Source organism: Methylobacterium sp. 4-46 (assembly GCF_000019365.1).
In the GTDB taxonomy this organism is placed as follows: Bacteria; Pseudomonadota; Alphaproteobacteria; order Rhizobiales; family Beijerinckiaceae; genus Methylobacterium.
Genome location: NC_010511.1, coordinates 6471998 through 6497953, shown reverse-complemented (window position 1 = coordinate 6497953; position 25956 = coordinate 6471998). Strand labels below are relative to the sequence as shown.

General features: G+C 69.1%; 22 protein-coding genes and 2 pseudogenes. 7 read left to right on the top strand and 17 right to left on the bottom strand.

The features are described from left to right. The first annotated feature begins 184 nt into the window (after positions 1-184). On the top strand, positions 185-1294 hold the full coding sequence (locus tag M446_RS36025; RefSeq protein WP_265576453.1) for a YncE family protein: 1110 nt from the start codon (positions 185-187) through the stop codon (positions 1292-1294). A gap of 679 nt (positions 1295-1973) precedes the next feature. Next, positions 1974-3200 carry an adenylate/guanylate cyclase domain-containing protein gene (locus M446_RS36020; protein ID WP_012335567.1) on the top strand — a complete coding sequence of 409 codons (1227 nt, stop codon included), beginning with the start codon at positions 1974-1976 and terminating at the stop codon, positions 3198-3200. A gap of 466 nt (positions 3201-3666) precedes the next feature. Here the strand turns inward: M446_RS36020 and M446_RS28520 are convergent, their stop codons facing one another. Further along, positions 3667-3960, bottom strand: coding sequence for a hypothetical protein (locus M446_RS28520; RefSeq protein WP_043701738.1), 294 nt, complete (start codon positions 3958-3960; stop codon positions 3667-3669). Positions 3961-4196: 236 nt separating this feature from the next. Here M446_RS28520 and M446_RS28515 point away from each other — a divergent pair, with 236 nt between their 5' ends. Together M446_RS28515 and M446_RS36015 are read left to right on the top strand one after the other, a co-directional pair. After that, the gene (locus M446_RS28515) at positions 4197-4601 is read left to right on the top strand and encodes a TadE/TadG family type IV pilus assembly protein (protein WP_012335566.1); all 405 of its coding nucleotides are present in this window, start codon (positions 4197-4199) and stop codon (positions 4599-4601) included. Continuing rightward, complete coding sequence (locus M446_RS36015; RefSeq protein WP_012335565.1) at positions 4598-5851, top strand: TadG family pilus assembly protein; 1254 nt, start codon at positions 4598-4600, stop codon at positions 5849-5851. The genes M446_RS28515 and M446_RS36015 overlap by 4 nt, the downstream gene beginning before the upstream one ends. A 423-nt stretch (positions 5852-6274) precedes the next feature. Here the strand turns inward: M446_RS36015 and M446_RS39285 are convergent. The 10 genes and pseudogenes from M446_RS39285 to eno form a co-directional block, all read right to left on the bottom strand. Further along, positions 6275-6421, bottom strand: a pseudogene (locus M446_RS39285) (integrase core domain-containing protein); the annotation flags it as partial. 8 nt (positions 6422-6429) lie between these two features. Further along, positions 6430-6852: pseudogene (locus M446_RS36010) on the bottom strand (site-specific integrase); the annotation flags it as partial. Between the two features lie 213 nt (positions 6853-7065). Continuing rightward, positions 7066-8502, bottom strand: a complete 1437-nt coding sequence (lpdA, locus tag M446_RS28510) for a dihydrolipoyl dehydrogenase (RefSeq protein ID WP_012335564.1) — start codon at positions 8500-8502, stop codon at positions 7066-7068. A 122-nt stretch (positions 8503-8624) separates the two neighbouring features. Beyond that, positions 8625-10064 carry a pyruvate dehydrogenase complex dihydrolipoamide acetyltransferase gene (locus M446_RS28505; protein ID WP_012335563.1) on the bottom strand — a complete coding sequence of 480 codons (1440 nt, stop codon included), beginning with the start codon at positions 10062-10064 and terminating at the stop codon, positions 8625-8627. Positions 10065-10068: 4 nt separating this feature from the next. Beyond that, on the bottom strand, positions 10069-10662 hold the full coding sequence (locus M446_RS28500) for a Uma2 family endonuclease (protein ID WP_012335562.1): 594 nt from the start codon (positions 10660-10662) through the stop codon (positions 10069-10071). Positions 10663-10673: 11 nt separating this feature from the next. Next, positions 10674-10955 carry a DUF5076 domain-containing protein gene (locus tag M446_RS28495; RefSeq protein ID WP_012335561.1) on the bottom strand — a complete coding sequence of 94 codons (282 nt, stop codon included), beginning with the start codon at positions 10953-10955 and terminating at the stop codon, positions 10674-10676. 4 nt (positions 10956-10959) lie between these two features. Beyond that, the gene (locus M446_RS28490) at positions 10960-12453 is read right to left on the bottom strand and encodes a pyruvate dehydrogenase complex E1 component subunit beta (RefSeq protein ID WP_012335560.1); all 1494 of its coding nucleotides are present in this window, start codon (positions 12451-12453) and stop codon (positions 10960-10962) included. Positions 12454-12480: 27 nt separating this feature from the next. Beyond that, on the bottom strand, positions 12481-13521 hold the full coding sequence (gene pdhA, locus M446_RS28485; RefSeq protein WP_012335559.1) for a pyruvate dehydrogenase (acetyl-transferring) E1 component subunit alpha: 1041 nt from the start codon (positions 13519-13521) through the stop codon (positions 12481-12483). Positions 13522-13719: 198 nt separating this feature from the next. Next, the gene (locus M446_RS28480) at positions 13720-14031 is read right to left on the bottom strand and encodes an FtsB family cell division protein (RefSeq protein ID WP_012335558.1); all 312 of its coding nucleotides are present in this window, start codon (positions 14029-14031) and stop codon (positions 13720-13722) included. A 110-nt stretch (positions 14032-14141) separates the two neighbouring features. Next, the gene (gene eno / locus M446_RS28475) at positions 14142-15419 is read right to left on the bottom strand and encodes a phosphopyruvate hydratase (RefSeq protein ID WP_012335557.1); all 1278 of its coding nucleotides are present in this window, start codon (positions 15417-15419) and stop codon (positions 14142-14144) included. A gap of 181 nt (positions 15420-15600) precedes the next feature. On the opposite strand from eno, the gene queF reads away from it, so the two are divergent. After that, positions 15601-16053 carry a preQ(1) synthase gene (gene queF / locus M446_RS28470; protein ID WP_012335556.1) on the top strand — a complete coding sequence of 151 codons (453 nt, stop codon included), beginning with the start codon at positions 15601-15603 and terminating at the stop codon, positions 16051-16053. Between the two features lie 109 nt (positions 16054-16162). Here the strand turns inward: queF and M446_RS28465 are convergent, their stop codons facing one another. Next, positions 16163-16465, bottom strand: coding sequence for a hypothetical protein (locus M446_RS28465; RefSeq protein ID WP_012335555.1), 303 nt, complete (start codon positions 16463-16465; stop codon positions 16163-16165). A 110-nt stretch (positions 16466-16575) separates the two neighbouring features. Next, positions 16576-17784 carry an MFS transporter gene (locus tag M446_RS28460; RefSeq protein WP_012335554.1) on the bottom strand — a complete coding sequence of 403 codons (1209 nt, stop codon included), beginning with the start codon at positions 17782-17784 and terminating at the stop codon, positions 16576-16578. 663 nt (positions 17785-18447) lie between these two features. On the opposite strand from M446_RS28460, the gene M446_RS36005 reads away from it, so the two are divergent. Beyond that, entirely contained in the window at positions 18448-18783 is a 336-nt protein-coding gene (locus M446_RS36005; protein WP_083784754.1) for a diguanylate cyclase domain-containing protein, read from the top strand. Here M446_RS36005 and M446_RS28455 read toward each other — a convergent pair. Then, positions 18702-19232 carry a hypothetical protein gene (locus M446_RS28455; protein ID WP_043701732.1) on the bottom strand — a complete coding sequence of 177 codons (531 nt, stop codon included), beginning with the start codon at positions 19230-19232 and terminating at the stop codon, positions 18702-18704. The two genes, M446_RS36005 and M446_RS28455, sit on opposite strands and share 82 nt — an antisense overlap. A gap of 187 nt (positions 19233-19419) precedes the next feature. On the opposite strand from M446_RS28455, the gene M446_RS28450 reads away from it, so the two are divergent. Further along, positions 19420-20391 (top strand): hypothetical protein, encoded by a 972-nt coding sequence (locus M446_RS28450; RefSeq protein WP_012335553.1) that lies wholly within the window; start codon positions 19420-19422, stop codon positions 20389-20391. Between the two features lie 196 nt (positions 20392-20587). Here the strand turns inward: M446_RS28450 and M446_RS28445 are convergent, their stop codons facing one another. The 3 genes from M446_RS28445 to M446_RS28435 all read right to left on the bottom strand — a co-directional run bounded on the left by M446_RS28445 (position 20588) and on the right by M446_RS28435 (position 25874). Continuing rightward, on the bottom strand, positions 20588-22102 hold the full coding sequence (locus tag M446_RS28445) for a Do family serine endopeptidase (RefSeq protein WP_012335552.1): 1515 nt from the start codon (positions 22100-22102) through the stop codon (positions 20588-20590). A 192-nt stretch (positions 22103-22294) separates the two neighbouring features. Continuing rightward, positions 22295-22618 (bottom strand): YnfA family protein, encoded by a 324-nt coding sequence (locus M446_RS28440; protein ID WP_012335551.1) that lies wholly within the window; start codon positions 22616-22618, stop codon positions 22295-22297. A 58-nt stretch (positions 22619-22676) separates the two neighbouring features. Next, positions 22677-25874: an AAA family ATPase gene (locus tag M446_RS28435; RefSeq protein ID WP_012335550.1), complete on the bottom strand. Its 3198-nt coding sequence runs from the start codon at positions 25872-25874 to the stop codon at positions 22677-22679. Positions 25875-25956 lie beyond the last annotated feature (82 nt).

Below are 25956 nucleotides of genomic sequence, written 5' to 3'. Positions count from 1 at the left end.
GTATCCACCTCACCGCTCACTACGTCGACGGGACGCTGAACCCATTGCCTCACTGGAGCGACTATGATCAGGTGAGCAGGCCAAAAAAATAACAGTGGCAAGGAATATTAGGGAGAAAACGATGCGGAGCCATAAAGCGAATCTGTTTGTTTGCGCGTCCTTATTATTACTTGCAGCTCCCCCGGTGGCAGCCAAGCCCTACATGATCGTCGGCAATGACGAGAAACTGAACTGGGATGAGAATGGGAAACCGGTGTTGTCGCCAAGCGGCCGTGACAGCGTGTTGATTGTGGACCTTGAAGATCCTGAGAATCCGAAGATAGCCGCCAATCTGCCATTGAAGAATTCTGTTGTCGGCCCTCCCGTCAATTTGGCCATAAACCCGTCCGGCACCTTAGCCCTTGTCGCTGATTCCGTTGATGTCGTGAAGGATGGGGACGCGCTTAAGCAGGTTCCGGATACCAAGTTGTACGTCATTGATCTTGAGGCCAGCCCGCCGAAGCTCCTTAAAACTCTTGAGGTTGGTAAGCAGCCATCCGGCCTCGATATAAGTCACGATGGAACAATGGCGCTTGTTGCGCTCCGCGCCGAGAATGCCGTGGGTGTCCTCTCGATTAATGGGAAGAATGTCGAACTGACTCAGAAGGTGCCCGTTGATGAGCTGGTCTCCCATGTCGAATTCACCCCGAACGGAAAGACGGCCATTGCAAGTAAGTTCGTCAATCATAAGGTAGCCTTGCTGAGCATTGAATCCAACAAGAAGGTAAGTTATAATAAGCAGGACCTACCAGTCGGCTTGTGGCCATATAATGTTAGCGTGAGCCCAGACGGTAAGATCGCCCTGACAGCTGATAATGGCTTTGCCGGGGCTTCGGACGGAAACGTGGACACCGTTAGCGTTGTTGATCTTGAGGCGACACCTCCACGGGTTATCGATAAGGTCGTCGTGGGAGATGGACCTGAAGGACTTGCGATAAGCCCGAAAGGCGATGTGGCGGTGGCAGTCATCATTAACGGGTCAAATTCCGGAAAGAAAGACTTCTTCTACCATAAGAACGGAACCTTGACTGTAATGAAAATAGATGGTAAAACCGTGACGAAGATCAAAGAAGGACTCGAAACTGGTGGCTTGCCAGAAGCTGCAGTATTTACGCCGGATGGAAGATATCTCTTGGTCGGAAATTTCTTAGACCAGGATTTCTCTATCTACCGGGTGGACGGCTCTAATGTAACCGATACAGGTAAACGCTTCAAAGTTCCAGGTCACCCTGCGTCAGCAAGGATGGGTAGATGACGAGATCGCCGGCCTGACACGGATAACAAAGCTAGGGTGGAGTTATGGAGATCGTTCTCTGTTCACCCTGGCCTGTGCCTAATCGGAGGTTAGCCTACCGAACGTTAACTTCCCACGCCCGACGACCACCTCTCTCGGCATGATCTCCATCGCCTTACCGTTAAGGTCGTATCGCACGGCACGGTTGGGCGCGTAGTTGACGACGAACCCTCGTGGTCGACCGAAGAAGGGTATCTGGTCGGACTTGAAGGAGAGGAGACGCTGGTTCAAGCCGCTCAACGCCTGTCGTACGAACGTGTGCCGAGGTCGCGTCGTATCCAGTTCCAGCTTCAGCAGCCTATCTATTCCGATCATGCAGGCGAACGTGATCTGGCTTGGAACCGTTCTCTCACACTGGACGACCGCGTAGGGTCTGAACGACGTTTCCGACATTCGAGCATTATAGCACGCCAACGCACTCAAGCTATCCACGGTCCATTTGAACAAAGACACGACTTCCGTTGCCGAGTTGACACAGAGCAATACCTTAAGGTCACGCTTGCTCACAAGTGGATCGTCACGGTATCGCTTAGGTTCACTAGACTGATCGCGGGCAGTAAGATTTGACCCAACTTGATAATCGCGAGAGCGAGATTATGTTACCCGTTCCGTCAATGGAGCGGGCGTTAAAGGCCAAGCTATGGCGAAGCCTAGCTTACACTTGGTATATAGTGTAGAGCCCCACGTCGCTGCCGTTCTGGCGGCCGACATGGTTGGGTATACCCAGCATATGTGTAGGGACGAAGCCGGAACCCTCGCACTGCTCAGGTCTCTCCGCCGCGATCTTCTTTACCCGAGCACCAAGCAGCATGGCGGTCGTGTTATAAAATCGAGCGGAGACGGCGTGTTAGTCGAGTTTCCAAGCACATACCACGCTGTATGTTGCGCGATCGAATTGCAACGTGCCGTGCACAGCCTGAACGAGAATACTGAAGAGCCTCGGCGTGTGTTTTTTCGGATGGGCATATGTGTAGGCGATATCACTGTTGAGCAGGATGGAGACATTTACGGAAATGCTGTTAATCTTGCTTCCCGTCTGGAGGGCATCGCCCCGAGTGGGGGAATTTGTCTTTCTCGAGCGGCTCTCGACCAAGTTCACGATAAAATAATATGCGATCCTGTCGATTGGGGTCTCGTTCGTCTGAAAAATGTGGATCGCGCTGTGCAGGTTTTCGTTATAACCCCGGAATTCATTGCGCGACAGGCAGAAACCAAAATATTAAACCTGACGGTGAGTGGGCGCCCCGGTTCTCTCAAGCTCGCATTTTCGCGTGTAGCATTATTATTGGTGACGGGCGTGACTTTTTTGTCGTCGGATCAGCCGATACTTTCTTCGGGGATTATGCGCAGCGATGAGCAAGATGCAATCAGCGTTGCCTCCATTGGAGATAAAACCGGTAGAATGCGCAGAGAGATTACCTCGCGGATGTCGGTCGTAATCTTACCGTTTAAGAATCCTGACGGTGGCTCGAAAGAAGACTCTTTGGCAGAGGCAATTGCAGCGGACATCACATCCGATCTGACCCGCATCGACGGGATTTTTATAGTATCGAGCAGCATCGCTCTAAGATATCAGAACAGACCAGTAGACCCTCAGGAAATCGGAAGGGAATTGGACGTGAGATACGTGTTCTCTGGAACCATGCATCACGCAGATGGCCGGTTTCGTATCAACGCTCAGCTTGTTGATGCCTCGACTGGAGCGCAAATCTGGGCCGATCGCTTTAAAAGTCGTGAAGGTTCGTGGGCGGACATCGAGGACGAAATCGTTGACCGCCTTGTGAGAACGTTGACTTCCGGGATCAGCGATGCTGAGACGAGACGTATTCGAGAAGAGAGTAGCGGTTCAGGCTCTGCAATCCCGTAACGAACGTTGCATCTGTCGAAAAATCGGGTTCCGGATTCCGCTGTGTCCATACATCGTGAACTTATTCAGATTTTTTGGCGACAAACTCCGCCTTTGAGTATAACGAAACAGCATCGCCGGCGTCCGATAACCGCTGACCACCGCAACCTAGGGCACGCTCAACCCAGCCTCGAACAGCCGTGAACCCGCCTCGTGCCTCAGATCGTGAGAGCGGAGATCAGGTATCGCAGCCCTTATCCGCATTTCTCCCCATGCCAACTCAACCGCGTCGGGTTGATGAAGGTCTGGCGTCCTGAAAGACCCTGCGACTGGTGGATCCGCGAGAGCCCCAAGACCATCAGACGGCGCCGTCGGCCACCTGTCGCCGCGGTCGTCGTCGCAGCCTTCGTGCTGATCTGCGTCCTCGCCGCGGCCGCACGTGTGCTCGTCGTGCGCTGAGATGCCGGGCTCGAGATGCAGGTGGAGATCAAACCCCCGTGAGGCCGAACAGCACGATTTGCCCGCTCGTCACCCTGTGCCCCGCGAAGTGCTGCCGAATAGCGTCGGCATGGGCGCGGGCGTGGGCGTCGTGCTCGTCGCCCAGGTTTATGTGGTCGTGCGCGCGATCGTGCTCCTCGAAGGCGACCTCATGGGTTTTGGTGCCGCGCAGGTGCCGGAGGTTGAGGCGAGCCGTGAAGGCGTACGCCTCCGGGATCTCGTCAAAGCTCTCGAGGCAGCGATCGCGGACAGCGAACCTGACCTCCTGCCGTGGGCCGCACATCGCGGCGCTCCGCGGCGCCCTGGCCGGGAGGCTGGAGGCCCTCCGCTCCGTCGCCGACGTACTCGCGAGGGATCCCGTGTTCCTGGCCGGGGTTTAGCGAACGGGCCATGGGACATATCGGCGATCTCATGGCGGCATCAGAGCGCATACGAGAGTCTGCAATGCTTTAAACATGTTTTAAGTTCTTAGGCTTCACAGTACAAAGCGGAAATCCACAACTTCTGCGTGAGCCTTTGATGAGACGTTTTGGATCTGATGAGAGAGGGGCAACCGCAGCGGAGTTCGCGGTCGTCGCTCCGATCCTGATCGCGCTCGTCATGGGGTCGATCGAGTTCGGCTCGATCATGTACACCCTTGGCACCACAGAGTTCGCCACGAACGACGCTGCCCGGCAACTGGCGACCAACCGGATCACGGCCTCGCAGGTTGCCGGCATCATCGCCCTCCGTCTGCCTTCGTGGGCGCAAGCGTCTGCCGCGGTTACAATTTCGCAGTCGAGCACTGATCCTAACAAGAACCAGTATACCGTCACAACAAATGTTCCTCTCAGTTCGGCAACGCCGACGCAGTTCTTTAGCCTCATCTATGGAACAAAATCTTTTAACTGCACTGCAGTGATGCAGCAGGAGCCAACGTCGTGAGGCAGCGGTTCGTCGCATTCGCCGCGCACAAGCAAGGCGGCGCATCGATCATCGGCCTGTTCGGAATGCTGATCGCCGTCGGATTTGCGGCTGTGGCGATAGACTCCGGAAATTTATACTACAGTAAGCTGAAGCTTCAGAAGATAGCCGACGCCGCCGCGCTTGGTGCAGTGATGGCGCTTCCAACTTCATCCTCTGTTATGGCAGCTGCCCTTGACCTTGTCAGTAAAAACACTCCAGTCGGTTTTGGAACAGTGTCAACAAGTGCAGATATACAGATTGGAGTTTACGATCCATCCTCGAAAACGTTTACGCCCAGCGCGATCGGCCAGAACGCGGTGCAGGTGACGACGCGCCGGTCGTCCGCCTACGGCAATGCCGTCCTAACGTACGTGGCCGGCATCCTCGGCGTATCGAGCGTGGACATGGCTGCGAGCAGCGTCGCCGTGAAGTATGGTGGTGCCTGCGTCATGGTGCTCGAGCCGGCCAGCGCCGGTTCGCTGCAAACGAAGGGCAGCAGCGCCCTCCAGACCAACTGCCCCATTCAGGTCAACTCGTCATCGGCGACGGCTGCTAGGACGGGAGGGTCATCCTCGATCACCGCTTCGCAGATCTGCGTCGTTGGAAACTACTCTGGTACCGGGTTCAGCCCTTGGCCTAAGATCAACTGTCCCTCGCTCGTTGATCCTTTGGCGAATGTCCCAGAGCCGGCACAGCCCGTATGCACAGTGAACAATCCGTCGATCTCGTCTGGTGTCTTTCCGACGAACTGCACCTATTCCGGGACTGTTAGCCTGAGTGGGAACGTGACTTTACAATCGGGTTTATACTACTTCAAATCTGCCAATATTAGTGTTACAGGCAGCACCAGCATCACCGGCTCAGGTCTTACTATATTTCTCGATAAGGACAGTACCTTAAACCTCAGTGGAAGCGGGACGATCACGCTAACTGCTCAAAATTCTGGAGATCAAGCCGGCATTCTGATTTTCCAATCCCGCAGCACGCCTGCGAACGTTTCTGTATCTTTGGGTGGAACGGGGGATATGGCGCTAAACGGCACGCTGTATGCTCCTTCTGCGATCCTCAGCTTTGGTGGCAATTCAACATATACCGGCACTTCAAAGTACGGTTATGCTATTGCGGCCCAGATCCTGACCGGTGGTTCGGGCATATTCGCCTTCAATGCGTTTCCAAGCTCTTCCATTAATCCGCCGACACTGAAGGCCCATGCTGGATTAGCACACTGATAAGTTCTCCTCAGTCCGACTTGGTGCTGTGCGGCCGTGCATTTGTTCAGACGAGTTGCTGCCCTTCATCTGATCTGAACTGCCGCAGTTGACCCTAGAAAAGGCGTCTGAGAAATAATTAATCCATCGCATCTCAGGATGCTGAAGTGGTTGATGCGGTTCAAGCCAAAGCGCTACGGTGCGGCAGATCTCAGTAAAGAATGTGAAAAGATTGGCCTGACCGGTATTTTGAACCGGGCCGGTTTAGAGCTTACTGCATGGTGTGGCCATGGATAGCCGGAAGAACAAATCTGGCAAGGTGATGGGCGCGGGTGGCCGCGAGAGCGGCACCCAATTGCAACGTGATCGAGTGCCGCTCTCGATCTTTGATCTTGCCGCATTTTCTGCGACGAACCGGCATCCACTTCGTCGGAAAATGCTCTAGCCGATGGACGAATGCGGCCGGACGCGGTTGCCGGTGGTTTGCCAAAGAGCGATCACGGTCTGGGCTTCCCTGAGCGAGTAGAGGATCTCCTGCCTCGGGCAGTCATCCCTTGGCTCCCTGCCAACTTCGTGGCCACATCCTCGGCTTTCGGGTGAGTGTAGCGGAACAGCATGGCAGGCGTTCGACGCCCACTGACCATGGCGACCTCGGACACGCTCAACCCGGCCTCGAACAACCGTGAAACCGCCTCGTGCCTCGGATCGTGAAAGCGGAGGTCAGGGATCGCAGCCCTCCTCCGCATTCGCCTCCACGCCAACTCAACCGCTCCGGGGAACACAGGGAAAACTCGATCAGAGGTTCGTTCCATCCCCGAGAGGGTCTGAATGGCGGTTGGGGATAGCGGGACGGTTCGTGGGTGACCGTTCTTGGTCCTCTGCACCTTCACAGTTCGAGATTTGAGGTTCACGTCGACCCAGGTGATGGAGCGGAGCTCGCCACGACGCATCCCTGTCTCGATAGCCAAGGTGATGAGGGGCTTCAGGTAAGTTGCCGATGGGGCGTTGGGGGCGTCGCTGATCCGAGTCCCCTCCCCTTCAGTGGCGCCATTTCAGCGTTCGAGACGAGGAGGTTAGGGCCGATCTGGCCGCCGACCCTTGGCACAATTCTGTCACACCGAGCATGCCCGAGATGCCGTTTGGAGGCACCTCAGGGGTTGGCAGCCGTGAATGAGCCTCGGTAGTGTTTTCGAGCTAAGTCTTTGGATGAGCGAGGCTTTCTTCGTCTTATCAGGCTACACGTGGATCACCCGCCCGTAGGCGTCGAGCACGCTCTCGTGCATCATCTCGGACAGGGTCGGGTGCGGGAAGACCGTGTGCATCAGGTCCTCCTCGGTGGTCTCGAGCTGCATCGCCACGACGTAGCCCTGGATCAGCTCGGTCACCTCGGCCCCGACCATGTGGGCGCCGAGGAGCTGGCCGGTCTTCTTGTCGAAGATCGTCTTCACGAGGCCGTCCGGCTCGCCGAGGGCGATCGCCTTGCCGTTGCCCAGGAAGGGGAAGCGGCCGACCCGGATGTCGAATCCCTGCTCCCGCGCCTTGGCCTCGGTGAGGCCGACCGAGGCGATCTGCGGCTGGCAATAGGTGCAGCCCGGGATCTTGCCCTTGTCCATCGGGTGGGTCGGCAGGCCCTTGATGGTCTCGACGCAGAGCACGCCCTCGTGCTCGGCCTTGTGGGCCAGCATCGGCGGGCCGGCCACGTCGCCGATGGCGTAGATCCCCGCCACGTTGGTGCGCCCGAGCCCGTCCGTCACCACGATGCCGCGGTCGGTCCGCACGCCGAGTCCTTCGAGCCCGAGATTCTCGATGTTGCCGACGACGCCGACCGCCGAGATCAGCGTCTCGGCCGTGATCGCCTGGCTCTTGCCGTCGGCCTCGACCGTGGCGGTGACCGCGTCCCAGCCCTTCTCCACCTTCGTGACCTTGGCGCCGGTCAGGATTCGGATGCCCTGCTTCTCGAAGCGCTTGCGGGCGATCCCGGCGATCTCCGCATCCTCCACCGGCAGGATCTGCGGCAGCAGCTCCACCACCGTCACCTCGGCGCCCATGGTCCGGTAGAAGGAGGCGAACTCGATCCCGATCGCGCCCGAGCCCATGACGAGCAGGCTCCTGGGCATCGCCTCCGGCACCATCGCCTCGTAGTAGGTCCAGATCTGGCGCTTGTCGGGCTCGATCCCCGGCAGCACGCGGGGCCGCGCACCGGTCGCCACGATGATGTGCCGCGCCGCGTAGGCGCCCGGCCCCTTGGCCCCCTTCGGCGCCTCGGCCCGCTGCGACGCGGCGACCGCGACCCGGCCCGGCGCGTCGCCCTTCGGCGCCGCCTCGATCCGCGCCTCGCCCCAGATCACGTCGACCTTGTTCTTCTTGAGCAGCATGCCGACGCCGCCGTTGAGCCGCGCCGAGACGCCCCGCGAGCGCTTGACGATCGCCGCGGCGTCGAACCCGATCTTCTCCGCCGAGAGGCCGTAATCCTTGGCGTGCTGCATGTAGTGGAAGATCTCGGCCGAGCGCAGCAGCGCCTTGGTGGGGATGCAGCCCCAGTTCAGGCAGATCCCGCCGAGATGCTCGCGGTCGACCACCGCCGTCCTGAAGCCGAGCTGGGCCGCGCGGATCGCGGTCACGTAGCCGCCGGGGCCGGCGCCGATGATGAGGACGTCGTAGCTGTCGGACATGGGGTTCGGCTCGCGTTGCGAAGGGGCATGACGGCGGCGCCGGCCGCCGGACCGGGGCGGCGCCGAGGCTCAGGGCCGGGAGCGCCCGGCGGGCGGCTCCGGGCGCGGCGGGGCGCGGCCCCTCACACCAGCATCCCCATCGGGTTCTCGATCAGGCTCTTGAAGGCGGCGAGCAATTCGGCGCCGAGCGCCCCGTCCACCACCCGGTGGTCGCAGGAGAGCGTCACGGTCATGGCCTGCACCACCGCCGGCGCGCCGTTCCTGGCCACGACCCGGGCTTCGCCCGCCCCCACCGCCAGGATCGTGCCGTGGGGCGGGTTGATGACCGCGCCGAATTCCTTGATGCCGTACATGCCGAGATTCGACACCGCCGTCGCGCCGCCCTGGTACTCCTCGGGCTTCAGCTTGCGGCTGCGGGCGCGGCCGGCGAGGTCCTTCATCTCGGCCGAGAGGGTCGAGAGTGTCTTCTGCTCGGCCCTGCGGATCACCGGCGTGAACAGGCCCCCGTCCACCGCCACCGCGACGCCGACGTCGGAGTGGCGGAACTTCAGGATCCGGTCCTCGGCCCAGACCGCGTTGGCGTTCGGCACCCGCTGCAGGGCCAGCGCCAGCGCCTTGATGACGAAGTCGTTCACCGAGAGCTTGAACAGCGGCTTGCCGTCCCGGTCCTTGCCGGCGCCCGCATTGACCTGCTCGCGCAGCGCCAGCAGCGCGTCGAGTTCGCAATCGAGCGAGAGGTAGAAGTGCGGGACGGTCTGCTTCGACTCGACGAGGCGCTTGGCGATGGTCCTGCGCATCCCGTCGAGGGGGACCTCCTCGTAGCTCCCCCTCTCGAACATCGCCTTGACCTGGTCGCCGGTCAGGCCGGAGGCCGCCGGGGCGCCGGCCGCGGGTTTGGCGGCGGGCGGGGTCGCCCCGCCGGGCGCGGCCGCCGGGGCGCCCGCCGGGGCGGCCGGCGCCGGGCCCTCCTTGAGGGCCGCGCGCACGTCGCGCTCGATCACCCTGCCGTGCGGGCCGGAGCCGCGGACGCGCGAGAGGTCGATCCCCTCCTGCTTGGCGATGCGGCGCGCGAGCGGCGAGGCGAGGATCCGCCCCCCCGCCGGCGCGGCGCCCTGCGGGGCGCCGCCGGGCGCCGCGCCGTTCGGCTTCGCCGCGGCCCCGTTCGCCGCGGCCTTGGCGGCGTCCGGCGCCTCGTTCACGCGCGCGTAGGCGAGGCTCGCCCCGCCCTCCGTGCGGTCCTCATCCCGCGGCGGGGGCGCCGCCCCCTTCGCCGCCCCTTGCGCCGCCCCCTCCCCGGCCCCGACGCGCGCCGGGTCCTCGCCCTCCGCCGCGATCACGGCGATGAGATCGTTCACCGGCACGTCCGCGGTGCCCTCGGGCACCACGATCCTGGCGAGCACGCCCTCGTCGACCGCCTCGACCTCCATGGTCGCCTTGTCGGTCTCGATCTCGGCCAGCACGTCGCCGGACTTGACCGGGTCGCCCTCCTTCTTCAGCCACTTGGCGAGGTTGCCCTTCTCCATGGTGGGCGAGAGGGCGGGCATCAGCACGTTGATCGGCATGGCGTCAGGTCTCGGTCGGAGCGGCCGGGGCGTCCAGGGGGAAGAGGTCGTCGAGGGGGAACGGCACGGCGTCGTAGGGCGCGAGCGCCACCATCTCGCCGCGCCCGACGGTGCCGACGAGCAGCCAGCGGCCCTCCGTCAGCGCGAAGGCTGCGAGCACGCCGTCCGCGGGATCGAGCAGCCAGAGATGGGCGACGCCCGCCTCCGCGTAGATGCGGCGCTTCGGGCCGCGGTCGAGCCGCGCCGTGGAGGGCGAGAGGATCGCGCAGGCCCAGTCCGGCGGCGTCTCGACGAAGGGTGTCGCCGGCTCGGCAGGCAGCCGGCCCGGCCGCCAGCCGGCGAGATCGGGCACGACCACCTGCGGCCCGAAGTGAAGCTCCGGCTCGATCATGAAGACCCAGCCGCCGGGGCCGCCGCGCCCGCGCGCGAAGGGAGGCGCGAAGGGAGGGATGAGTTCGCCTGCGAGTTCGCCGGCCGCCATCGCGTGCCGCGGTCGCGGCCGCGTCTCCAGCACCCCGTCGATGATCTCGGCGACGAGGGGCGCCGGGACCGCTTCGAGGTCCGCGGAGGTGACGCCGCGCGGGGCGGGCTCGGCCATGCCGGCGGCCCTCAGTTGAGGCTGTCGGGATCGAGGCTCTCCGCCTCCATCCCGGCGCGGATGCGCGCGAAGGCCTCCTCCTCCGAGATCTCGGTCTCGCGCCCGTAGACGCGGGCGGCCTGCCGGGCGAGGTCGATCAGCAGGCGGCCCCAGGTGGCGGGATCGTCGAAGGAGCGGCGCAGGGCGACGCTCACCGCCCCGTCCACCACCGCGGCGCGCAGCACCTCGACGCCGCCCAGGTCCAGGGCGTCCGGCGGGACCGAGAGCGCCTCGAAGCGGGGATTCTCGGCCATCGGGCTACCGGTAGCAGACGGCCTTGGCCGCCTCGATCACCTCGGCCACGGTCGGCAGCGCCAGCTTCTCCAGGTTGGCCGCGTAGGGCATCGGCACGTCCTTGCCGGTGATGCGCAGCACCGGCGCGTCGAGATAGTCGAAGGCGTCGACCATGACCCGCGCGGCGATCTCGGCGCCGACCCCCGATTGCGGGAAACCCTCCTCGACGGTGATGCAGCGGCCGGTCTTCTTCACCGATTCGACCACCGTCGCGGAATCCATCGGCCGGATCGTGCGCAGGTCGATCACCTCGGCGCCGATCCCCTGCTCGGCGAGTTCGTGCGCGGCCTTGAGCGCGTAGGTCATGCCGATGCCGAAGGACACGATGGTGACGTCCTGGCCCTCCCGGTGCACCTTCGCCTTGCCGATCGGCACCAGGAAATCGTCGCGCTTGGGCACCGGGAAGGACTGGCCGTACAGGATCTCGTTCTCCAGGAAGATCACCGGATTCGGGTCGCGGATGGCGCTCTTGAGCAGGCCCTTCGCGTCCGAGGCGGTGTAGGGCATCACCACCTTCAGGCCCGGCACGTTCGAGTACCAGGCGGCGTAGTCGTGGCTGTGCTGGGCGGCGACGCGGGCGGCGGCGCCGTTCGGGCCGCGGAACACGATCGGGCAGCCGAGCTGCCCGCCCGACATGTAGAGGGTCTTGGCGGCCGAGTTGATGATCTGGTCGATCGCCTGCATGGCGAAGTTGAAGGTCATGAACTCGACGATCGGGCGCAGCCCCGTGAAGGCCGCCCCGACCCCGACCCCGGCGAAGCCGTGCTCGGTGATCGGCGTGTCGACGACGCGGCGGGCGCCGAATTCCTGCAGCAGCCCCTGGGTGATCTTGTAGGCGCCCTGGTACTCGGCGACCTCCTCGCCCATCACGAAGACCGCCTCGTCCCGGCGCATCTCCTCCGCCATGGCGTCGCGCAGGGCCTCGCGCACCGTCTGGGTCACCATCTCGGTGCCCTCCGGGATCTCCTCCATCGCCCGATCCGCGCTGCGGCTTGTGATGGTGGCGGGGGCGGCCGGGGCGACCGGCGCGTCGTCGCTGCCCTTGGCCGCCGGCGCGGGCGCCCGGGCCCGGCCCTCGTCCTGCATGTCGGGCGTGGGCGCGCCCTTCGCTTCGGTCTTCGCTTCGGTCTTCGCGTCGGTCTTGGCCTCAGCCTTCGCCTCGCCCTTGGCGCCGCCCCTGCCCTTGCCGTTCGGCTTGGCGGCGGAGACGTCCTCGCCCTCGCCCGCCAGCACGGCGATCGGCGTGTTGACCGCGACGTTGTCGGTGCCGTCCGCGATCAGGATCTTGGCGAGGATCCCCTCGTCGACCGCCTCGACCTCCATGGTCGCCTTGTCGGTCTCGATCTCGGCCAGCACGTCGCCGGGCTTGACCGGATCCCCCTCCTTCTTGAGCCATTTCGCCAGCTTGCCCTGCTCCATGGTCGGCGAGAGGGCGGGCATCAGGATGTCGGTCGGCATGGGTGCTCTGTCGATCCGATGAGAGGGTCAGGCGCGGGCGGGCTCGAGCAGGACGTCGGTCCACAGCTCGGCGGGATCGGGCTCGGGGTCGTTGGTGGCGAAGTCCGCCGCCTCGTTGACGATCTCCCGCACCTGGGCGTCGATCGCCTTGATCTCGTTCTCCGGGACCTTGTGCGGGCCGAGCAGCCGCTTGCGGACCTGCTCGATCGGGTCGGATTCCTCGCGCATCCGCGCGACCTCGTCCTTGGTCCGGTACTTGGCCGGGTCGGACATCGAGTGGCCGCGGTAGCGGTAGGTCTGCATCTCCAGGATGTAGGGCCCCTCCCCCGACCGGGCATGCGCGATGGCCCGGGCGGCGGCGTCGCGCACGGCGCGCACGTCCATGCCGTCGACCTGCTCGCCCGGGATGCCGAAGGAGACGCCGCGCTTCGAGAAGTCCGTCTGCGCCGAGGCCCGGGTCACCGAGGTGCCCATGGCGTAGCGGTTGTTCTCGATCACGTAGACGACGGGCAGCTTCCACAGCTCCGCCATGTTGAAGCTCTCGTAGACCTGGCCCTGGTTGGCGGCGCCGTCGCCCATGTAGGTCAGGCTGACCGCCCCGTCGCCGCGGTACTTGTTGGCGAAGCCGAGACCGGTGCCGAGGGAGACCTGGGCCCCGACGATGCCGTGGCCGCCGTAGAAGTTCTTCTCGCGGGAGAACATGTGCATGGAGCCGCCCTTGCCGCGGGAATAGCCGCCCCGCCGCCCGGTCAGTTCCGCCATCACGCCCTTGGGGTCCATGCCGCAGGCCAGCATGTGGCCGTGGTCGCGGTAGCCGGTGATGACCTGGTCGCCCTCCTTCGAGGCCATCTGGACCCCGATCACCACGGCCTCCTGGCCGATATAGAGGTGGCAGAAGCCGCCGATCAGGCCCATCCCGTAGAGCTGGCCGGCCTTCTCCTCGAAGCGGCGGATCAGCAGCATCTCGCTGTAGGCGTGCACGTCCTCGTCGCGCGTGAAGTGCGGCGCGTTCGCGGGGGGCGGGCTCGCGGTCTTGTCCTCGCGGCGTGCCTTGCTCCCGGCTTCCATCGGCGCCTCCCGGCCTGCGACCTTAGTCCAACGCCTTCTAGGGCAGGCGAGGCCGGAAAGCGAGGCCCGCCATGCCGCGGCGGCAGCGGAAAACGCCCGGAACGGGCCGGAGTGCCGCCGGCGGGCCGCGCGGAGGAGGGCGCGGCCCGTGCCCCATGGGGCGGTCCGCGCACCGGGCCCCGCGCCCGCCGGCGCGAATCAGGGATTGATGATGACGACGTCGTTCGGGTGCACGCGCCCGAGCATCAGGCGGGCGCGCTCCTCCAGGAGGTCGCGGTCGATCTGGTCGCTGCGCAGCAGCGCGACCCGCCGCTCCCACTCGGCCCGGTCCGCCTTGGCGGCGTCGAGCTCCTTCTGGAGATTGTAGGCCTGGATCTTGAGGGCCCGCTTGGCCTGGAGGCCGCGGCTGCCGCTCTCGGCCTCGCGCAGGAAGTAGCCCACCGCCAGCACCGAGGCGGCGTAGAGGGCGAGCGGGAGCAGGAGGGCGCGGGCGCGGCGACGGACGACCATGCCGGCAGCTTGGGCCGCGATGGTTAAGGAAGCCTCACGGCCGCCGCGCGGCGCGCTTCCGGTGCGCGCCGTGGCGGCGCGCCCGGTCCGGATCGACGGGCGGCCCGCGGTCAGGCCTTGAGGGCGCCGCGGCCGGCGTAGCGCGCCTGGGCCCCCAGGCCCTCCTCGATGCGGATGAGCTGGTTGTACTTGGCGAGCCGGTCCGAGCGGGCGAGCGAGCCGGTCTTGATCTGCCCGCAATTCGTCGCGACGGCGAGGTCCGCGATGGTGGAATCCTCGGTCTCGCCCGAGCGGTGGGACATCACCGCGGTGTAGCCGGCCCGGTGGGCCATATCGACCGCCGCCAGCGTCTCGGTGAGCGAGCCGATCTGGTTGACCTTGACGAGGATCGAGTTCGCCGTGCCCTTGGCGATGCCCTCCGAGAGCCGCGCCACGTTGGTTACGAAGAGGTCGTCGCCGACGAGCTGGCAGCGGTCGCCGATCCGGTCGGTGAGCGCCTTCCAGCCCAACCAGTCGTCCTCCGCCATGCCGTCCTCGATCGAGCGGATCGGGTAGGCGTTGACGAGCTTGGCGAGGTAGGCGGCCTGGGCCTCGGGGTCGCGGGTCTGGCCCTCGCCCTCGTACGCGTAGGCGCCGTTCTTGAAGAACTCGGTCGCCGCGCAGTCGAGGGCCAGCACGATGTCCTCGCCCGGCGCGTAGCCGGCGGCCCGGATCGACTCCATCACGAAGTCGAGGGCGGCCTCGGCCGAGGGCAGGTTCGGGGCGAAGCCGCCCTCGTCGCCCACGTTGGTGTTGTGGCCGGCCTTCTTGAGCGCGCCCTTGAGGGTCTGGAACACCTCCGCGCCCATCCGCACCGCTTCGGCGATCGAGGCGGCGCCGACCGGCATGATCATGAATTCCTGGAAGTCGATCGGGTTGTCCGCGTGCACGCCGCCATTGATGATGTTCATCATCGGCACCGGCAGGACGCGGGCCTGGGTGCCGCCGACGTAGCGGTAGAGCGGGAGCCCGGAGGCCTCGGCGGCGGCCTTGGCGACGGCGAGCGAGACGCCCAGGATGGCGTTGGCGCCGAGCCGGGCCTTGTTGGGCGTCCCGTCGAGCTCGATCATCGCCTCGTCGACCGCGACCTGGTCCTCGGCATCCATGCCGCCGATCGCGTCCAGGATCTCGCCGTTGACCGCGGCCACCGCCTTGAGCACGCCCTTGCCGCCGAACCGGCCCTTGTCGCCGTCGCGCAGCTCGACCGCCTCGTGGGCGCCCGTCGAGGCGCCCGAGGGCACGGCGGCGCGGCCGAAGGAGCCGTCCTCCAGGAGGACGTCCACCTCCACGGTGGGATTGCCCCGGCTGTCGAGGATCTGGCGGGCGGCGATGTTGGTGATCGCGGTCATGAAAGGCTCTCCGGCGGCGGCCGACAGGCCGGGCTTATCGGCCAAGTCGCCGCGCCCGGCAAGGACCCCGAAGGCGAGGACCCCCTGGGAGAACCCCGGGGGAGGACCCCGAAGGCGAGCTGCGTCCGATCGAGGCGCGGCGCCGGTACCGCCCGGCTCCGCCCGCCCCTATATCGGGCGCATGACGCACGAAACCCTGCAACTCGGGCGGTCCTCCGCCCTGCCCCGCTCGCCCGAGGAGGCGGTGCTCGACCGGGTGCCGAACCCGCACCCGGACACGGACTACCTCGCCCGCTTCACGGCGCCGGAATTCACCTCGCTCTGCCCGGTGACCGGCCAGCCCGACTTCGCGATCCTGGTGATCGACTACGTGCCCGGGAACTGGCTCGTCGAATCGAAGTCGCTTAAGCTCTACCTGCACAGCTTCCGCGACCACGGCGCCTTCCACGAGGATTGCACCGTGACGATCGGCAAGCGCCTCGCCGGGCTGCTGGAGCCGCGCTTCCTGCGCATCGGCGGCTACTGGTACCCGCGCGGCGGCATCCCGATCGACGTGTTCTGGCAGACCGGGGCGCCGCCCGCCTCGCTCTGGCTGCCGGATCAGGGCGTGCCGCCCTACCGGGCCCGGGGCTGAGGGCCTCTCGCGCCGCAAGAGCCTCGCGAAGAGGCTCGCGCGCTGCCGACGCGCGACGAGGGCGGCCGGGATGGTCCCAGCCGCCCTCCGTCCGGATCGGCGATCCGGCTCAGTAATCGTAGTCGTAGTAGCCGTAGGCCGGGGCCCGGTAGGCCGGCGCGCCGTAAGAGTAGCCGTTGCGCCGCGCCGCGTCGGCCGCGATGGCGCCCGCCGCGAGGCCCGCGATGCCCAGGCCGACCGCCGCGCCGGTGGAGATGCCGCGCCGGCCGCGATAGGCGTGCGCGTAGGGGCGGCCGTAATAGCCGTGGGCGTATCCGCCGCGATAGCCGGGCCGGGCCTCGGCCGGGGCCGAGACGGTGGCCATCGCGCCCAGCGACAGGGCGGCGGCGGACAGGAGCGCGACTTTGCGCATGTGATCTCCTCGCGTGTGGATCTGTTTAGGCAGGACAACGGCCGAACCGACGGCTGGTTCCGGCTCTCAGCTCTAGAGCAGAGCCATCCAACGCCGGGAGACATCTTTGTTCATCGACCGTTCATTGTATCTTCTGTTTGGGAAGACCGGGGCCTAATGGGCCGCGACAGGCGCCACGCGGTGACGAGACCGAGCCCCAGGATGAGCGCCGCGCAGGATGCGAGCGCCCCGAACTGGCCGAGGGCCGTGAGCCCGGCCCCGAGCACCGCGACGCCGAGGGCTTGGCCGCAGAAGAACGAGAAGGCGTGGAGCGCCACCGCCGAGGCGCGGGCCTCGGGCGCCACCTCGGTCACCTGCACCTGGTAGGTGTTGTGCAGCATGTAGAAGCCGAGGCCGAGCGCCACCAGCGCCGCCGCATCGACCTGCCACGCGCCGGCGAGTCCGACCGTCAGCAGGGCCCCCCCGGCGATCGCGCCCCCTGCCATCAGCATCCGGGTCTGGCCGAGGAGCCGCAGGAGCAGGCCGACGAGGAGCGAGTAGGCGAGGCCGCCGGCCGCGAAGCCCGCCAGCACCAAGCCCGCCTCGCGCGGGCCACCCTCGCCCCGGGCCTCGATCAGGTGGGCGAGGTGCGGGAAGATCCCGAACACCGCGATCGCCTCGACGAAGACCGCCCCGAACAGCACCCGGGCGCGCGGATTGGCGAGGATCGCCCGGTAGCGCCGCGCGGCCGGGCCGAGGGCGAAGCGCCCGCCCGGCGCGCGCAGCGCGCGGGCGAAGCCGAGGAGGACGGCGCCGCAGCCCGAGAGCGCCACCAGGGCCGAGAGGGCGAACACGCCCCGCCAGCCGATCAGCCCCTCGATGAGCCCCGAGACGGTGGAGCCCATCAGCTGCCCGAGGATGACCGCCACGAGGAAGCGCCCGATGGCGACCTGCCGCCGCTCCATCGGGATGCGGTCGCCCATCATGGCGAGGGCCAGGGGAATGACCCCGCCCGCCGCGGCGCCCGCCAGCATGCGCAGGCCGAACAGCAGCCGGATGTCCCCGGCCACGATGCTCGCCGCCAGCGCCAGGGTCAGGATGCCCAGGCAGGTGACGACCACCCGCTCCTTGCCGAGCGCATCGCCGACCGGGCCGAGCACCGGCTGGATCAGCGCGTAGGGCAGCGCGAAGGCGGTCGAGAGGAGCGCGACCGTGGCGGGTGGGCTGGCGAAATCCCGCGCCAGCACGCCGACCAGGGGCTCGACCACGCGGCCCGCGAAGGTGCTGGCGAAGCCGCCCGCGGCGAGGATCAGGATCAGCCGGGAGGCGCCGTCGGTCACGCGGCGGATCCCCGGGCGCGGGGAGCGGGATGCCGGAGCGGGGAGCGAGGGGGCATGGGGGGAGGCAGCCCGGAGCGGGGGGATGGGGAGGGAGCGAGCACGGAGCGAGGGTTAGAGCATTTTCCGGCGCGGGAACATCGCCGACGGGGGCGGCCCCCCGCGACCCTGCCCGGTGGGCAACCACGCCTTGTGGGGCAACCAAGCCTCCACGCTCGCGTGCCATTCGTGACCCCGCCATGCCGAGCCGCAAGACCCTCTGCCAGCCTCGGAGCAGCGCCCTCCCGGGCGACCGCGTCCGGACCGCCCGGCCACGCCGCGCGGACCTGGTCGGGGACTTGCGCCTGCGCTGCCCCGCGCGACTGCCGGTCGCCTTGGGTCCCGCGGCGACGGCCGGGACCCTGCTGATCTGCGGCCTGATGCCCTCCGCCATGCGCGACGACGCGTGGGCGCGGGCCGAGCAGGCCTCCCGGAACCTGCTGCAGGTCCTCGACCACGACATCACCCACACCATCGCGATCATCGACCTCGCCCTGCGCGGCGCGATCGAGACCCTGTCCAGGCCCGGACTGGGCGCGCTCGACCCCGAGACCCGGCGCAAGCTCCTGTTCGACCGGGCGACGACCGCCCGCGACATCGGCGCGATGACGATCCGCGACGAGAACGGTGAGGCGGTCGCCGAATCCGTCGGCGGGCCGGCTCCGCCGGGCAACACGGCCGACCGGCCCTATTTCCAGCGCCACCGGCAGGACCCGGACCTCGCCTCTCCATCAGCGGGCCCTCGGGGCGGCGCGGATCGCCGCCTCGGTCCACGCCCGGGTCGCCGGCCTCGCCGTCGCGCAGGCGGCCCTCGGCCCCGGCTTCCTGACGGTGAGCATCGGCGTCGCGGTCGCCGGGACCGCCCGGAATCTCGCGGATCTCTACCGGCTCGCGGACGAGGCCCTGTACGCGGCCAAGGCCGGCGGCCGCAACCAGACCCGCTCGACCCCGGAGGCAGCCTGATCCCGGCCGGCGCGCCCGGCCCGGCGCAGCAGGCAGCTCGTCGGGAATTCGCCGACCGGCACGGCCGTGCAGGTGATCGCCACCGGCCCGGCCCGTCCGGAAGCCGGGCCGCCTCCCTCCCGGGCCGCGCGATGCAGCACGAGGGCGAGGCGTTCCGCCTCCTCGGCGCGCGCCCCGGCCAGGGCCTGCGCGGCGAGCCCGACGAGGACGAAGGTGGCGCGGCTCGGCTCGGCGAAGCGCGCGCGCAGGATCATCCGCCCGGGCGCCCGGCAATCGAGCAGCATCAGGTCCGCATCCGCCGCCCCGAAGGCGACGGTGCTGCCGCTGCGGCCCGCGATCGCCGCCCCGGTCACGGTCACGACCCGTCCGGCGAGCCGCGCGCAGGCATCGGCCCGGGCCTGGGACGCGACCCCGAGACAGAGCAGGGCGGCGAGTCCGATCCGGCGCATGAGTCCCTCCTCCACCGCCGCGAGCCTGCGGCTGGCCGCCGCGCCGGGTCAAGCGAGGCGGGACGCCCCGCCGCGCCCCGTCATGCCCGCAATCCCCAGCCAAGGACCGGCCTAAGTCGCCGCTGCTGACACTTTCTCCGGGCCGGGGCACGCATACTGCGCGCCGAACGGCCAAGGTGGAGGCGGCGTGGGACAGAGGATCGTCAGCGGCCTGATCGGCCTCGCCGCGCTCGTCGCGGTGGCGAGCCCGCTCGTGCTGATCCTGCTCCTCGATCCGCGCGTCGGCCTCGTCGCCCGCCGCCCCGCCCCGGCTCCCGCGCCGGCGGTGCAGGCGGCGGCGCCCGCAAGCCCCGGCCCTGCCGCCCCCGCGCCGCCCGCCGCCTGCGCCCCCTGCGCGCAGGGCGAGGCGCTTCGGCCCTCGGTTCCGCCGGACGCGCCCGCAGAGCCGCCGGAGCGGGACGCGCGCCCGCCGGAGCGGCCGGCGGGGCCTCCGGAGCGGCCGGCGGCGCCGCCCTCCCCCGATCCGCCGGAGCGGCGCGAGGCGACGCGGGGCGGCGCTCCCTCGCCCGAGATCGCGACGCCCGACATCGCCGCCGAGCGCCGGGCGCAGCGCGGCCGCCTGCTCGGCTTCGTGGCCCATCCCGACCGCGTCTCGGGCTCGGCCGCGTGGCTGGACGTGATCGGGCTCAGATTCACGGAGCCGCGGTCCGGCGAGGCGCGGGCCTACCGCCCCCTGTCCGTCGACCTGACCGAGGCGCCGGACCGCGCCGTCCTGCTGCTGACCGACCAGCCCCTGGCGCTCACGCTGGCGACGACGCCGCCCGCGCGGGCGGGCGCGCTCGGCGTCGAATCCCTCGCCGCCTTCGACCTCGCGCAGGGGCGCCCCGACCTGCTGGCCGGCTTCCGCAGCGCCGCCTTCGGGACCGGGGAGATCGCGCCGCTCCTCGGCCCGGTCCGCTTCGGCCGCCAGACCCTCGCGCGGTTCTGCGGGGCGTTGCGGCTCTGGTCGGGCCGGTACGGGCTCGCCCTGGAGCGGCTGCGCTACACGCTGATCGAGAATGCCGGCCAGGTCCGGCTTGAGGGGGACCGCGTCCGCTCGGACGGGACCGGGCGCGGGCGCGTCTCCGGGCGACGCCTCGCGGTGCTGTGCAGCCCCTGATACCAAATCCGCTTGATCCCTTCGGGATGGCGGATTTGGGCTTCGCTCAGGCGCCGCGCAGGCGTGTGATCCGGGATCCGCTTTGATCAAGCGGATCCCGGATCATGCGGGCCTGTGCAGCCCCTGACGCGGGAAGGGCCGGCCCCTCGCGGAGCCGGCCCTCGTCCCTGACGGGCCTCGCCGTGAGGCCGGCGGATCAGCCGTTGCGGTTCTGGAGGGCGATGGCGACGAAGCGCGTGCCCTTGTCGCTCTTCACCCGCATCAGCACGGCCTTGCGGCCGTCGCGCTCGGCGGCCCGGATCCGGCCCTGCACGTCGGAGACCGAGGAGACCGGCTGGCCGCCGACGTCGAGGATGACGTCGCCGGGCTCGATGCCCTTGGCCGCCGCCGGGCCGTCCGGATCGACGTTCACCACCGCCACGCCCTCCTGGCCGGCGCCCACCGCGTCGGCGGGCGCGAGGCTCAGGCCGAGCCGCGGCTGCGCGTCCGAGCCCCGCCCGCGCTCCTCCCGGGCCGCGACCCGGGTGTCGTTCGGCAGGGTCGCGAGTTCGACCGTCGCGGTGTCGGTCTTGCCGCCGCGCAGGTAGGACAGCTGGACCTTGGTGCCCGGCTTCATCGAGGCGATCCGGCGCGACAATTCGCGCGCGTCGCCGACCGGATCCCCGTTCACCGCCTGGACCACGTCGCCGGACTTCAGGCCCGCCTTGGCGGCCGGCGTGCCGTCCTGGGCGCTGGTGACGAGCGCGCCCTTCGCCTTGTCGAGGCCGAGCCCCTCGGCGATGTCCTTGGTGACGGGCTGGATCTGGAGGCCCAGATAGCCGCGGGCGACCTTGCCGTCCGTCCGCAGCTGGTCGACGACCGCCTGCACCGTCTCGGAGGGGATGGCGAAGGCGAGGCCCACATTGCCGCCCGACGGCGAGGCGATGGCAGTGTTCACGCCGACGACCTCGCCCGACACGTTGAAGGTCGGGCCGCCCGAATTGCCCTTGTTGATCGGCGCATCGATCTGCAGGAAGTCGTCGTAGGGCCCGGCGCCGATGTCGCGGCCGCGGGCCGAGACGATGCCGGCCGTGACGGTGCCGCCGAGGCCGAAGGGGTTGCCGATCGCCACCACCCAGTCGCCGACCTGCGGCGCGCCGTGCGCGAGCCTCACGTAGGGGAAGGAGCCGTTGCCCTCCGTGACCTTGAGCAGCGCGAGGTCGGTCTTCGGGTCGGTGCCGACCACCTTGGCGTCGAGGGTGCGGCCGTCGTCGAGGGTGACCTCCACCGACTTGGCGTTCTCGACCACGTGGTTGTTGGTGACGACGTAGCCGTCCGCCGAGATGAAGAAGCCCGAGCCCTGCGCGGCGCGGCCGCCGTTGCGGTGCGGCCGGTTGGGCATGCCGTTCTCGCCGAAGCGGCGGAAGAACTCGCGCAGCTGCGGCGGCACGTTCTGGCCGCCGGGGCCGCCCTCCTCGTCATCCGCCGCGTCGTCCTTGAGCTTGACCTTCACCGAGACGACGCCGGGCTTCACCCGGTTGACGATCGGCGCGAAGCTGCCCGGCGGGTGCTCGGGGGCGGTGATCGGGGTCTGCGGCAGGGCCTGGGCGAGGACCGGCGTGCTCGGCGGCAGGAAGGCGGAGCCGAGCGCGCCCGTCGCCACGAGCGTCACGGCGGCCACGGACGCGAGCGCCTTGCGATGGAGACGGGAGGCGGGAACGGGCTCGGACATGGTCAAGATTCCTCCGGATCGGCGGGAGGGCGCGGCGGCCGATCGGCCCCGCGGCCCTGATCTGATGAGGCCATTCTCGGAGGAGCGCCCTGACCGGCCCGTGGCCCGCAGATTACGGATTCGTCAGGTGGCGCGGGTGCCGGGCCGGCGCCCCGCCCTCGTCGGCGTTCCGCCCTCGTCGGCGTTCCGCCCTCATCCCCGCGGCCCGAGCAGGACGACGGCGCTGCCCGCGAGGCAGAGCGCCGCGCCGCCGAGATCCCAGCGGTCCGGCCGCTGTCCCTCCGCGGCCCAGAGCCAGAGGAGCGAGGCCGCCACGTAGACGCCCCCGTAGGCGGCGTAGGCCCGGCCCGCGGCCGCGCTCTCGACCCGCGTCAGCAGCACGGCGAAGAGGATCAGGGACGCGAGGCCCGGGCCGAGCCAGAGGGGCGAGCGGCCGAGGCGCAGCCACGCCCAGATTGCGAAGCAGCCGGCGATCTCGGCGAGGGCCGCGAGGGCGTAGGCGAGGAGCGTCGTCATGCGGGAGCCGTAGCACGGGCCCCCCGTCCTGGCGCGAGGACGGGGCGCCCCGCCCGCGTCACGCGCCCCGCAGCAGCGCCCGGACCCGGTCCGGTCCCGCGGCCCCGGGCGTCGCCAGGGCCGCGAGATCCCCCTCCGCCCGCGCCCGCAGGAGGTCCGCCCCCACGGCCCGCGCCGCCGCGACCGCCTCGCCGAGCCGGTCGGCGGCCCCGCCCTCGTCGCAGGCGAGGGCGCAGAGGCCGCGCAGCCGCAGCAGCATCGGCGCGAACACGGCCTGGCCCGTCTCGGCGATCTCGTCGAGGGCGATCCGGACCTGCTCCCGCGCCGGTGCTGGGTCCCCGCACAGGAGGAGCGCCTCGGCGGCGAGCCCGCGCAGCTGCGGCAGGCCCAGGCGGGTGCGCGTCGCCGCATCGGCGATGTCGCGGAGGATCTCGGCGGCGCGGTCGGCCCGCTCGGGCCCGGTCGCGCCCGACCACGCCAGGAACACCTTGCAGTGCAGGCCCCAGGCCGCGATGGCGTGGGCCCGGCAATAGGCGAAGCCCTCCGCCGCCACCGCCCCGGTCGCGGCCCGGTCGCCGCGGTAATGGTGGACGTAGGCCGCCGCGGCGTAGGCCCAGCCGATGCTCGCCGGATGGCCGAGGCGCCGCGCGTCGCGCAGGTTCGCCTCCGTCATCGCCACGGCCTCGTCGGGATGCCCCTGGACGCAGAGGAGCACGCTCTCGAACCCCGCCGCCCCGACCTGGCAATCCGCCCCGAAGATCGGTGCCAGGCCCCGGTGAGGGTCGGGCCGGTAGAGGCGGCGGACCTCGCCGAAATGCGCCCTCGCGCCCGGCAGGTCGCCGCGGAAGAAGCCCACATAGCCCAGCATGCGGTGGGCTTGGCAGAGATGGGTCGGGTCGCCGGCGCCGCGCGCCAGGGCCAGGGCCTCCCGGGCCGAGGCCTCCGCCGGCCCGAAGCGGGCCGCGAAATGGTGGCCGGAGAACACGCCCCAGAGCAGGGCGAAGCGCTCCTCCGGGTCGGTGAGATGCGCGGCGAGGTCGTGCGCCCGGGCATAGGCCGCCACCGTATCGCCGTGGGCGGGCCCCTTCACCACGTAGAAGGATTGGGCGAGCCCGAGATGGAGCCGCGCCGCGAGCGGGCCGTGGGCCGCCGCTGCCGGCTCCGCCAAGTCCGCCTGTGCCAAGTCCGCCCGTGCCAAGTCCGCCCGTGCCAAGTCCGCCCGTGCCAAGTCCGCCGGTGTCGAGTCCGCCCGCGCGAGATCGTCCAGCCCGGCGCGGAAATGCTGGATCGCCTCCGGGTTGGCGAAGCGTGCCGCCGCCCGCTGCCCGGCCCGCAGGGAGGCGGCGGCGGCGCGCAGGAAGGCCCGCGCCCCGCGCAGGTGATGCGCGAGGGTCTCGGGCTCGGTCTCGGCGAGGTCCGGGCAATCCTCCTCGATCACCGCGGCGATGCGGCCGTGCAGCGCCCGGCGGCTCGCCCGCAGCAGGCTCTCGTAGGCGGCATCCTGCACCAGCGCGTGCTTGAACTGGTAGGTCGCGCCGGCGCCGCCGGGCTGTTCCAGCAGGAGGCCGGCCTGGACGATCTCCGCCAGCGCCGCGGCGATCTCCTCCTCGTCCCGCTCGGCGACCCGCTCGAGCATGCGCCGCGAGAAGGAGCGCCCGAGGGCGGCCCCGACCTGGGCCACGGGCTTGGCGCGGCCGAGGCGGTCGAGGCGCGCCATGATGATGTCCTGCAGGGTCGCGGGCACGCGCGGCGCCTCGCCGCCCCCGTCCCGCGGCCGGTCCGCGGCGTCGCGCTCCTCCAGCACGGCGCTGGTCAGCTCCTCGATGAAGAGCGGCACGCCGTCGGCCTTGGCGACGATGGCGCGCCGCGCCTCGGGCGCGAGGGGCCGGCCGCGCGCCACGCCGCGCACGAGATCCTCCGCCTCCCCGGGGGCGAGGCCCGACAGGGACAGCCGGTGCACGCCGGCCGCTTCGGCCCAGGGCGGCCGCAGGCCAGCCGCTTCGGCCCAGGCCGGCCGGTATTCGGGCCGCGCGGTGACGAGCAGGAGCAGCCGCCGGCCGGCGAGCCGCCCGATGACCAGCCGGGCCAGCTCCTCGGTGGTCGGATCGGCCCATTGCGCGTCCTCCACGGCCATCACCACGGGGCGGCGGGCGGCGAGCCCGATCACCTCCTCGGCGAGGAGGGCCAGGGTCGCGGCCTTGCGCTGGTCGGCGGTCGGCTCCGGCCCGGCCGGGGCGCCGTCGAGGGCCACGGAGAGGAGATGCGCGAGGAGCTCCGCCCCCTCGGCCCGGCGCTCCGGCGCGAGGAGCCGCTCCAGCTTCTCCCGGCGCGCCGCGGGCGGATCCGCGGGGGCGATCCGGGCGATGCGGCGCAGATGGGCGACCAGCGGGTAGAGCGGGCTGTGGGTGTGGCGCGGGGAGCATTGGAGCCCGATGCGGATGACCTCCGCCTCCGCGAGCCGGGCGGTCCAGGCCCGCAGCAGGGCCGACTTGCCGATCCCGGGCTCGCCGCCCACCAGCACGACCTGCCCGCTTCCCCGCTTGGCCTCCTCCCAGGCGGCGGAGAGTCGGGCGAGTTCCTCGTCCCGCCCGACATGGACGCTGCCGTTGCGGCGGGCATCGGAGCGGGCGGCGTCCTCGCGGGCCCCCTCGACCCGCCACAGCACCACCGCCTCGGCGATGCCCTTGAGCCGGTGGGGGCCGAGATCGGTCAGGTCGAACAGGGAGCCGAGCAGGCGGCGGGTGGCGTCCGCGATCAGGAGGGTGCCGGGCGAGGCGACCGCCTGGATGCGCGAGGCGAGGTTCGGCACCTGCCCGACCACCCCGGCGCTGCCCGAGCCGGCGTCCTCGACCACGACGAGGCCCGTCGCGACGCCGATGCGGACCTGGGCCGGCCCCGCGGGCGGGCCCCCGGCGGTCTCGGGCGGGGTGCGCAGGGAGGACATCCGGCGCAGGATCTCCAGCCCCGCCCGCACGGCCGCCTCGACGCTGTCCTCCTGGGCGACCGGGAAGCCGAAGTAGCTGACGACGCCGTCGCCCTGGAACTGCGCCACCGTCCCGCCGTGGCGCCGCACGATCTCGGCGCAGAGGGCCTGGTAGGCCCGCAGCACGTCGCGGAGATCCTCCGGGTCGAGGCGCGAGGCCAGGGCCGTCGAATCGACGAGGTCGCAGAACATCACGGTGAGCTGCCGCCGTTCGGGCGGGCCGGACAGGCCCGCCGCCTCGGCGCGCCGCTCCCGAGCGTGCCGGGCCGACATCAGCTTCCGCCCCGCGCGGCACCGGCGCTCCTGCGCACCGCGGCCCTCACGCTCAACGCACGCCTCCCCGTTGGGCCGCGCC

Coding starts and splice junctions, on each gene's coding strand:
- M446_RS36020 (WP_012335567.1), top strand. CDS start 1,974: ATGGCGAAGCCTAGCTTACACTTGGTATATAGTGTAGAGCCCCACGTC.
- M446_RS28520 (WP_043701738.1), bottom strand. CDS start 3,960: ATGTGCGGCCCACGGCAGGAGGTCAGGTTCGCTGTCCGCGATCGCTGC.
- M446_RS28515 (WP_012335566.1), top strand. CDS start 4,197: ATGAGACGTTTTGGATCTGATGAGAGAGGGGCAACCGCAGCGGAGTTC.
- lpdA (WP_012335564.1), bottom strand. CDS start 8,502: ATGTCCGACAGCTACGACGTCCTCATCATCGGCGCCGGCCCCGGCGGC.
- M446_RS28505 (WP_012335563.1), bottom strand. CDS start 10,064: ATGCCGATCAACGTGCTGATGCCCGCCCTCTCGCCCACCATGGAGAAG.
- M446_RS28500 (WP_012335562.1), bottom strand. CDS start 10,662: ATGGCCGAGCCCGCCCCGCGCGGCGTCACCTCCGCGGACCTCGAAGCG.
- M446_RS28495 (WP_012335561.1), bottom strand. CDS start 10,955: ATGGCCGAGAATCCCCGCTTCGAGGCGCTCTCGGTCCCGCCGGACGCC.
- M446_RS28490 (WP_012335560.1), bottom strand. CDS start 12,453: ATGCCGACCGACATCCTGATGCCCGCCCTCTCGCCGACCATGGAGCAG.
- pdhA (WP_012335559.1), bottom strand. CDS start 13,521: ATGGAAGCCGGGAGCAAGGCACGCCGCGAGGACAAGACCGCGAGCCCG.
- M446_RS28480 (WP_012335558.1), bottom strand. CDS start 14,031: ATGGTCGTCCGTCGCCGCGCCCGCGCCCTCCTGCTCCCGCTCGCCCTC.
- eno (WP_012335557.1), bottom strand. CDS start 15,419: ATGACCGCGATCACCAACATCGCCGCCCGCCAGATCCTCGACAGCCGG.
- queF (WP_012335556.1), top strand. CDS start 15,601: ATGACGCACGAAACCCTGCAACTCGGGCGGTCCTCCGCCCTGCCCCGC.
- M446_RS28465 (WP_012335555.1), bottom strand. CDS start 16,465: ATGCGCAAAGTCGCGCTCCTGTCCGCCGCCGCCCTGTCGCTGGGCGCG.
- M446_RS28455 (WP_043701732.1), bottom strand. CDS start 19,232: ATGCGCCGGATCGGACTCGCCGCCCTGCTCTGTCTCGGGGTCGCGTCC.
- M446_RS28445 (WP_012335552.1), bottom strand. CDS start 22,102: ATGTCCGAGCCCGTTCCCGCCTCCCGTCTCCATCGCAAGGCGCTCGCG.
- M446_RS28440 (WP_012335551.1), bottom strand. CDS start 22,618: ATGACGACGCTCCTCGCCTACGCCCTCGCGGCCCTCGCCGAGATCGCC.
- M446_RS28435 (WP_012335550.1), bottom strand. CDS start 25,874: ATGTCGGCCCGGCACGCTCGGGAGCGGCGCGCCGAGGCGGCGGGCCTG.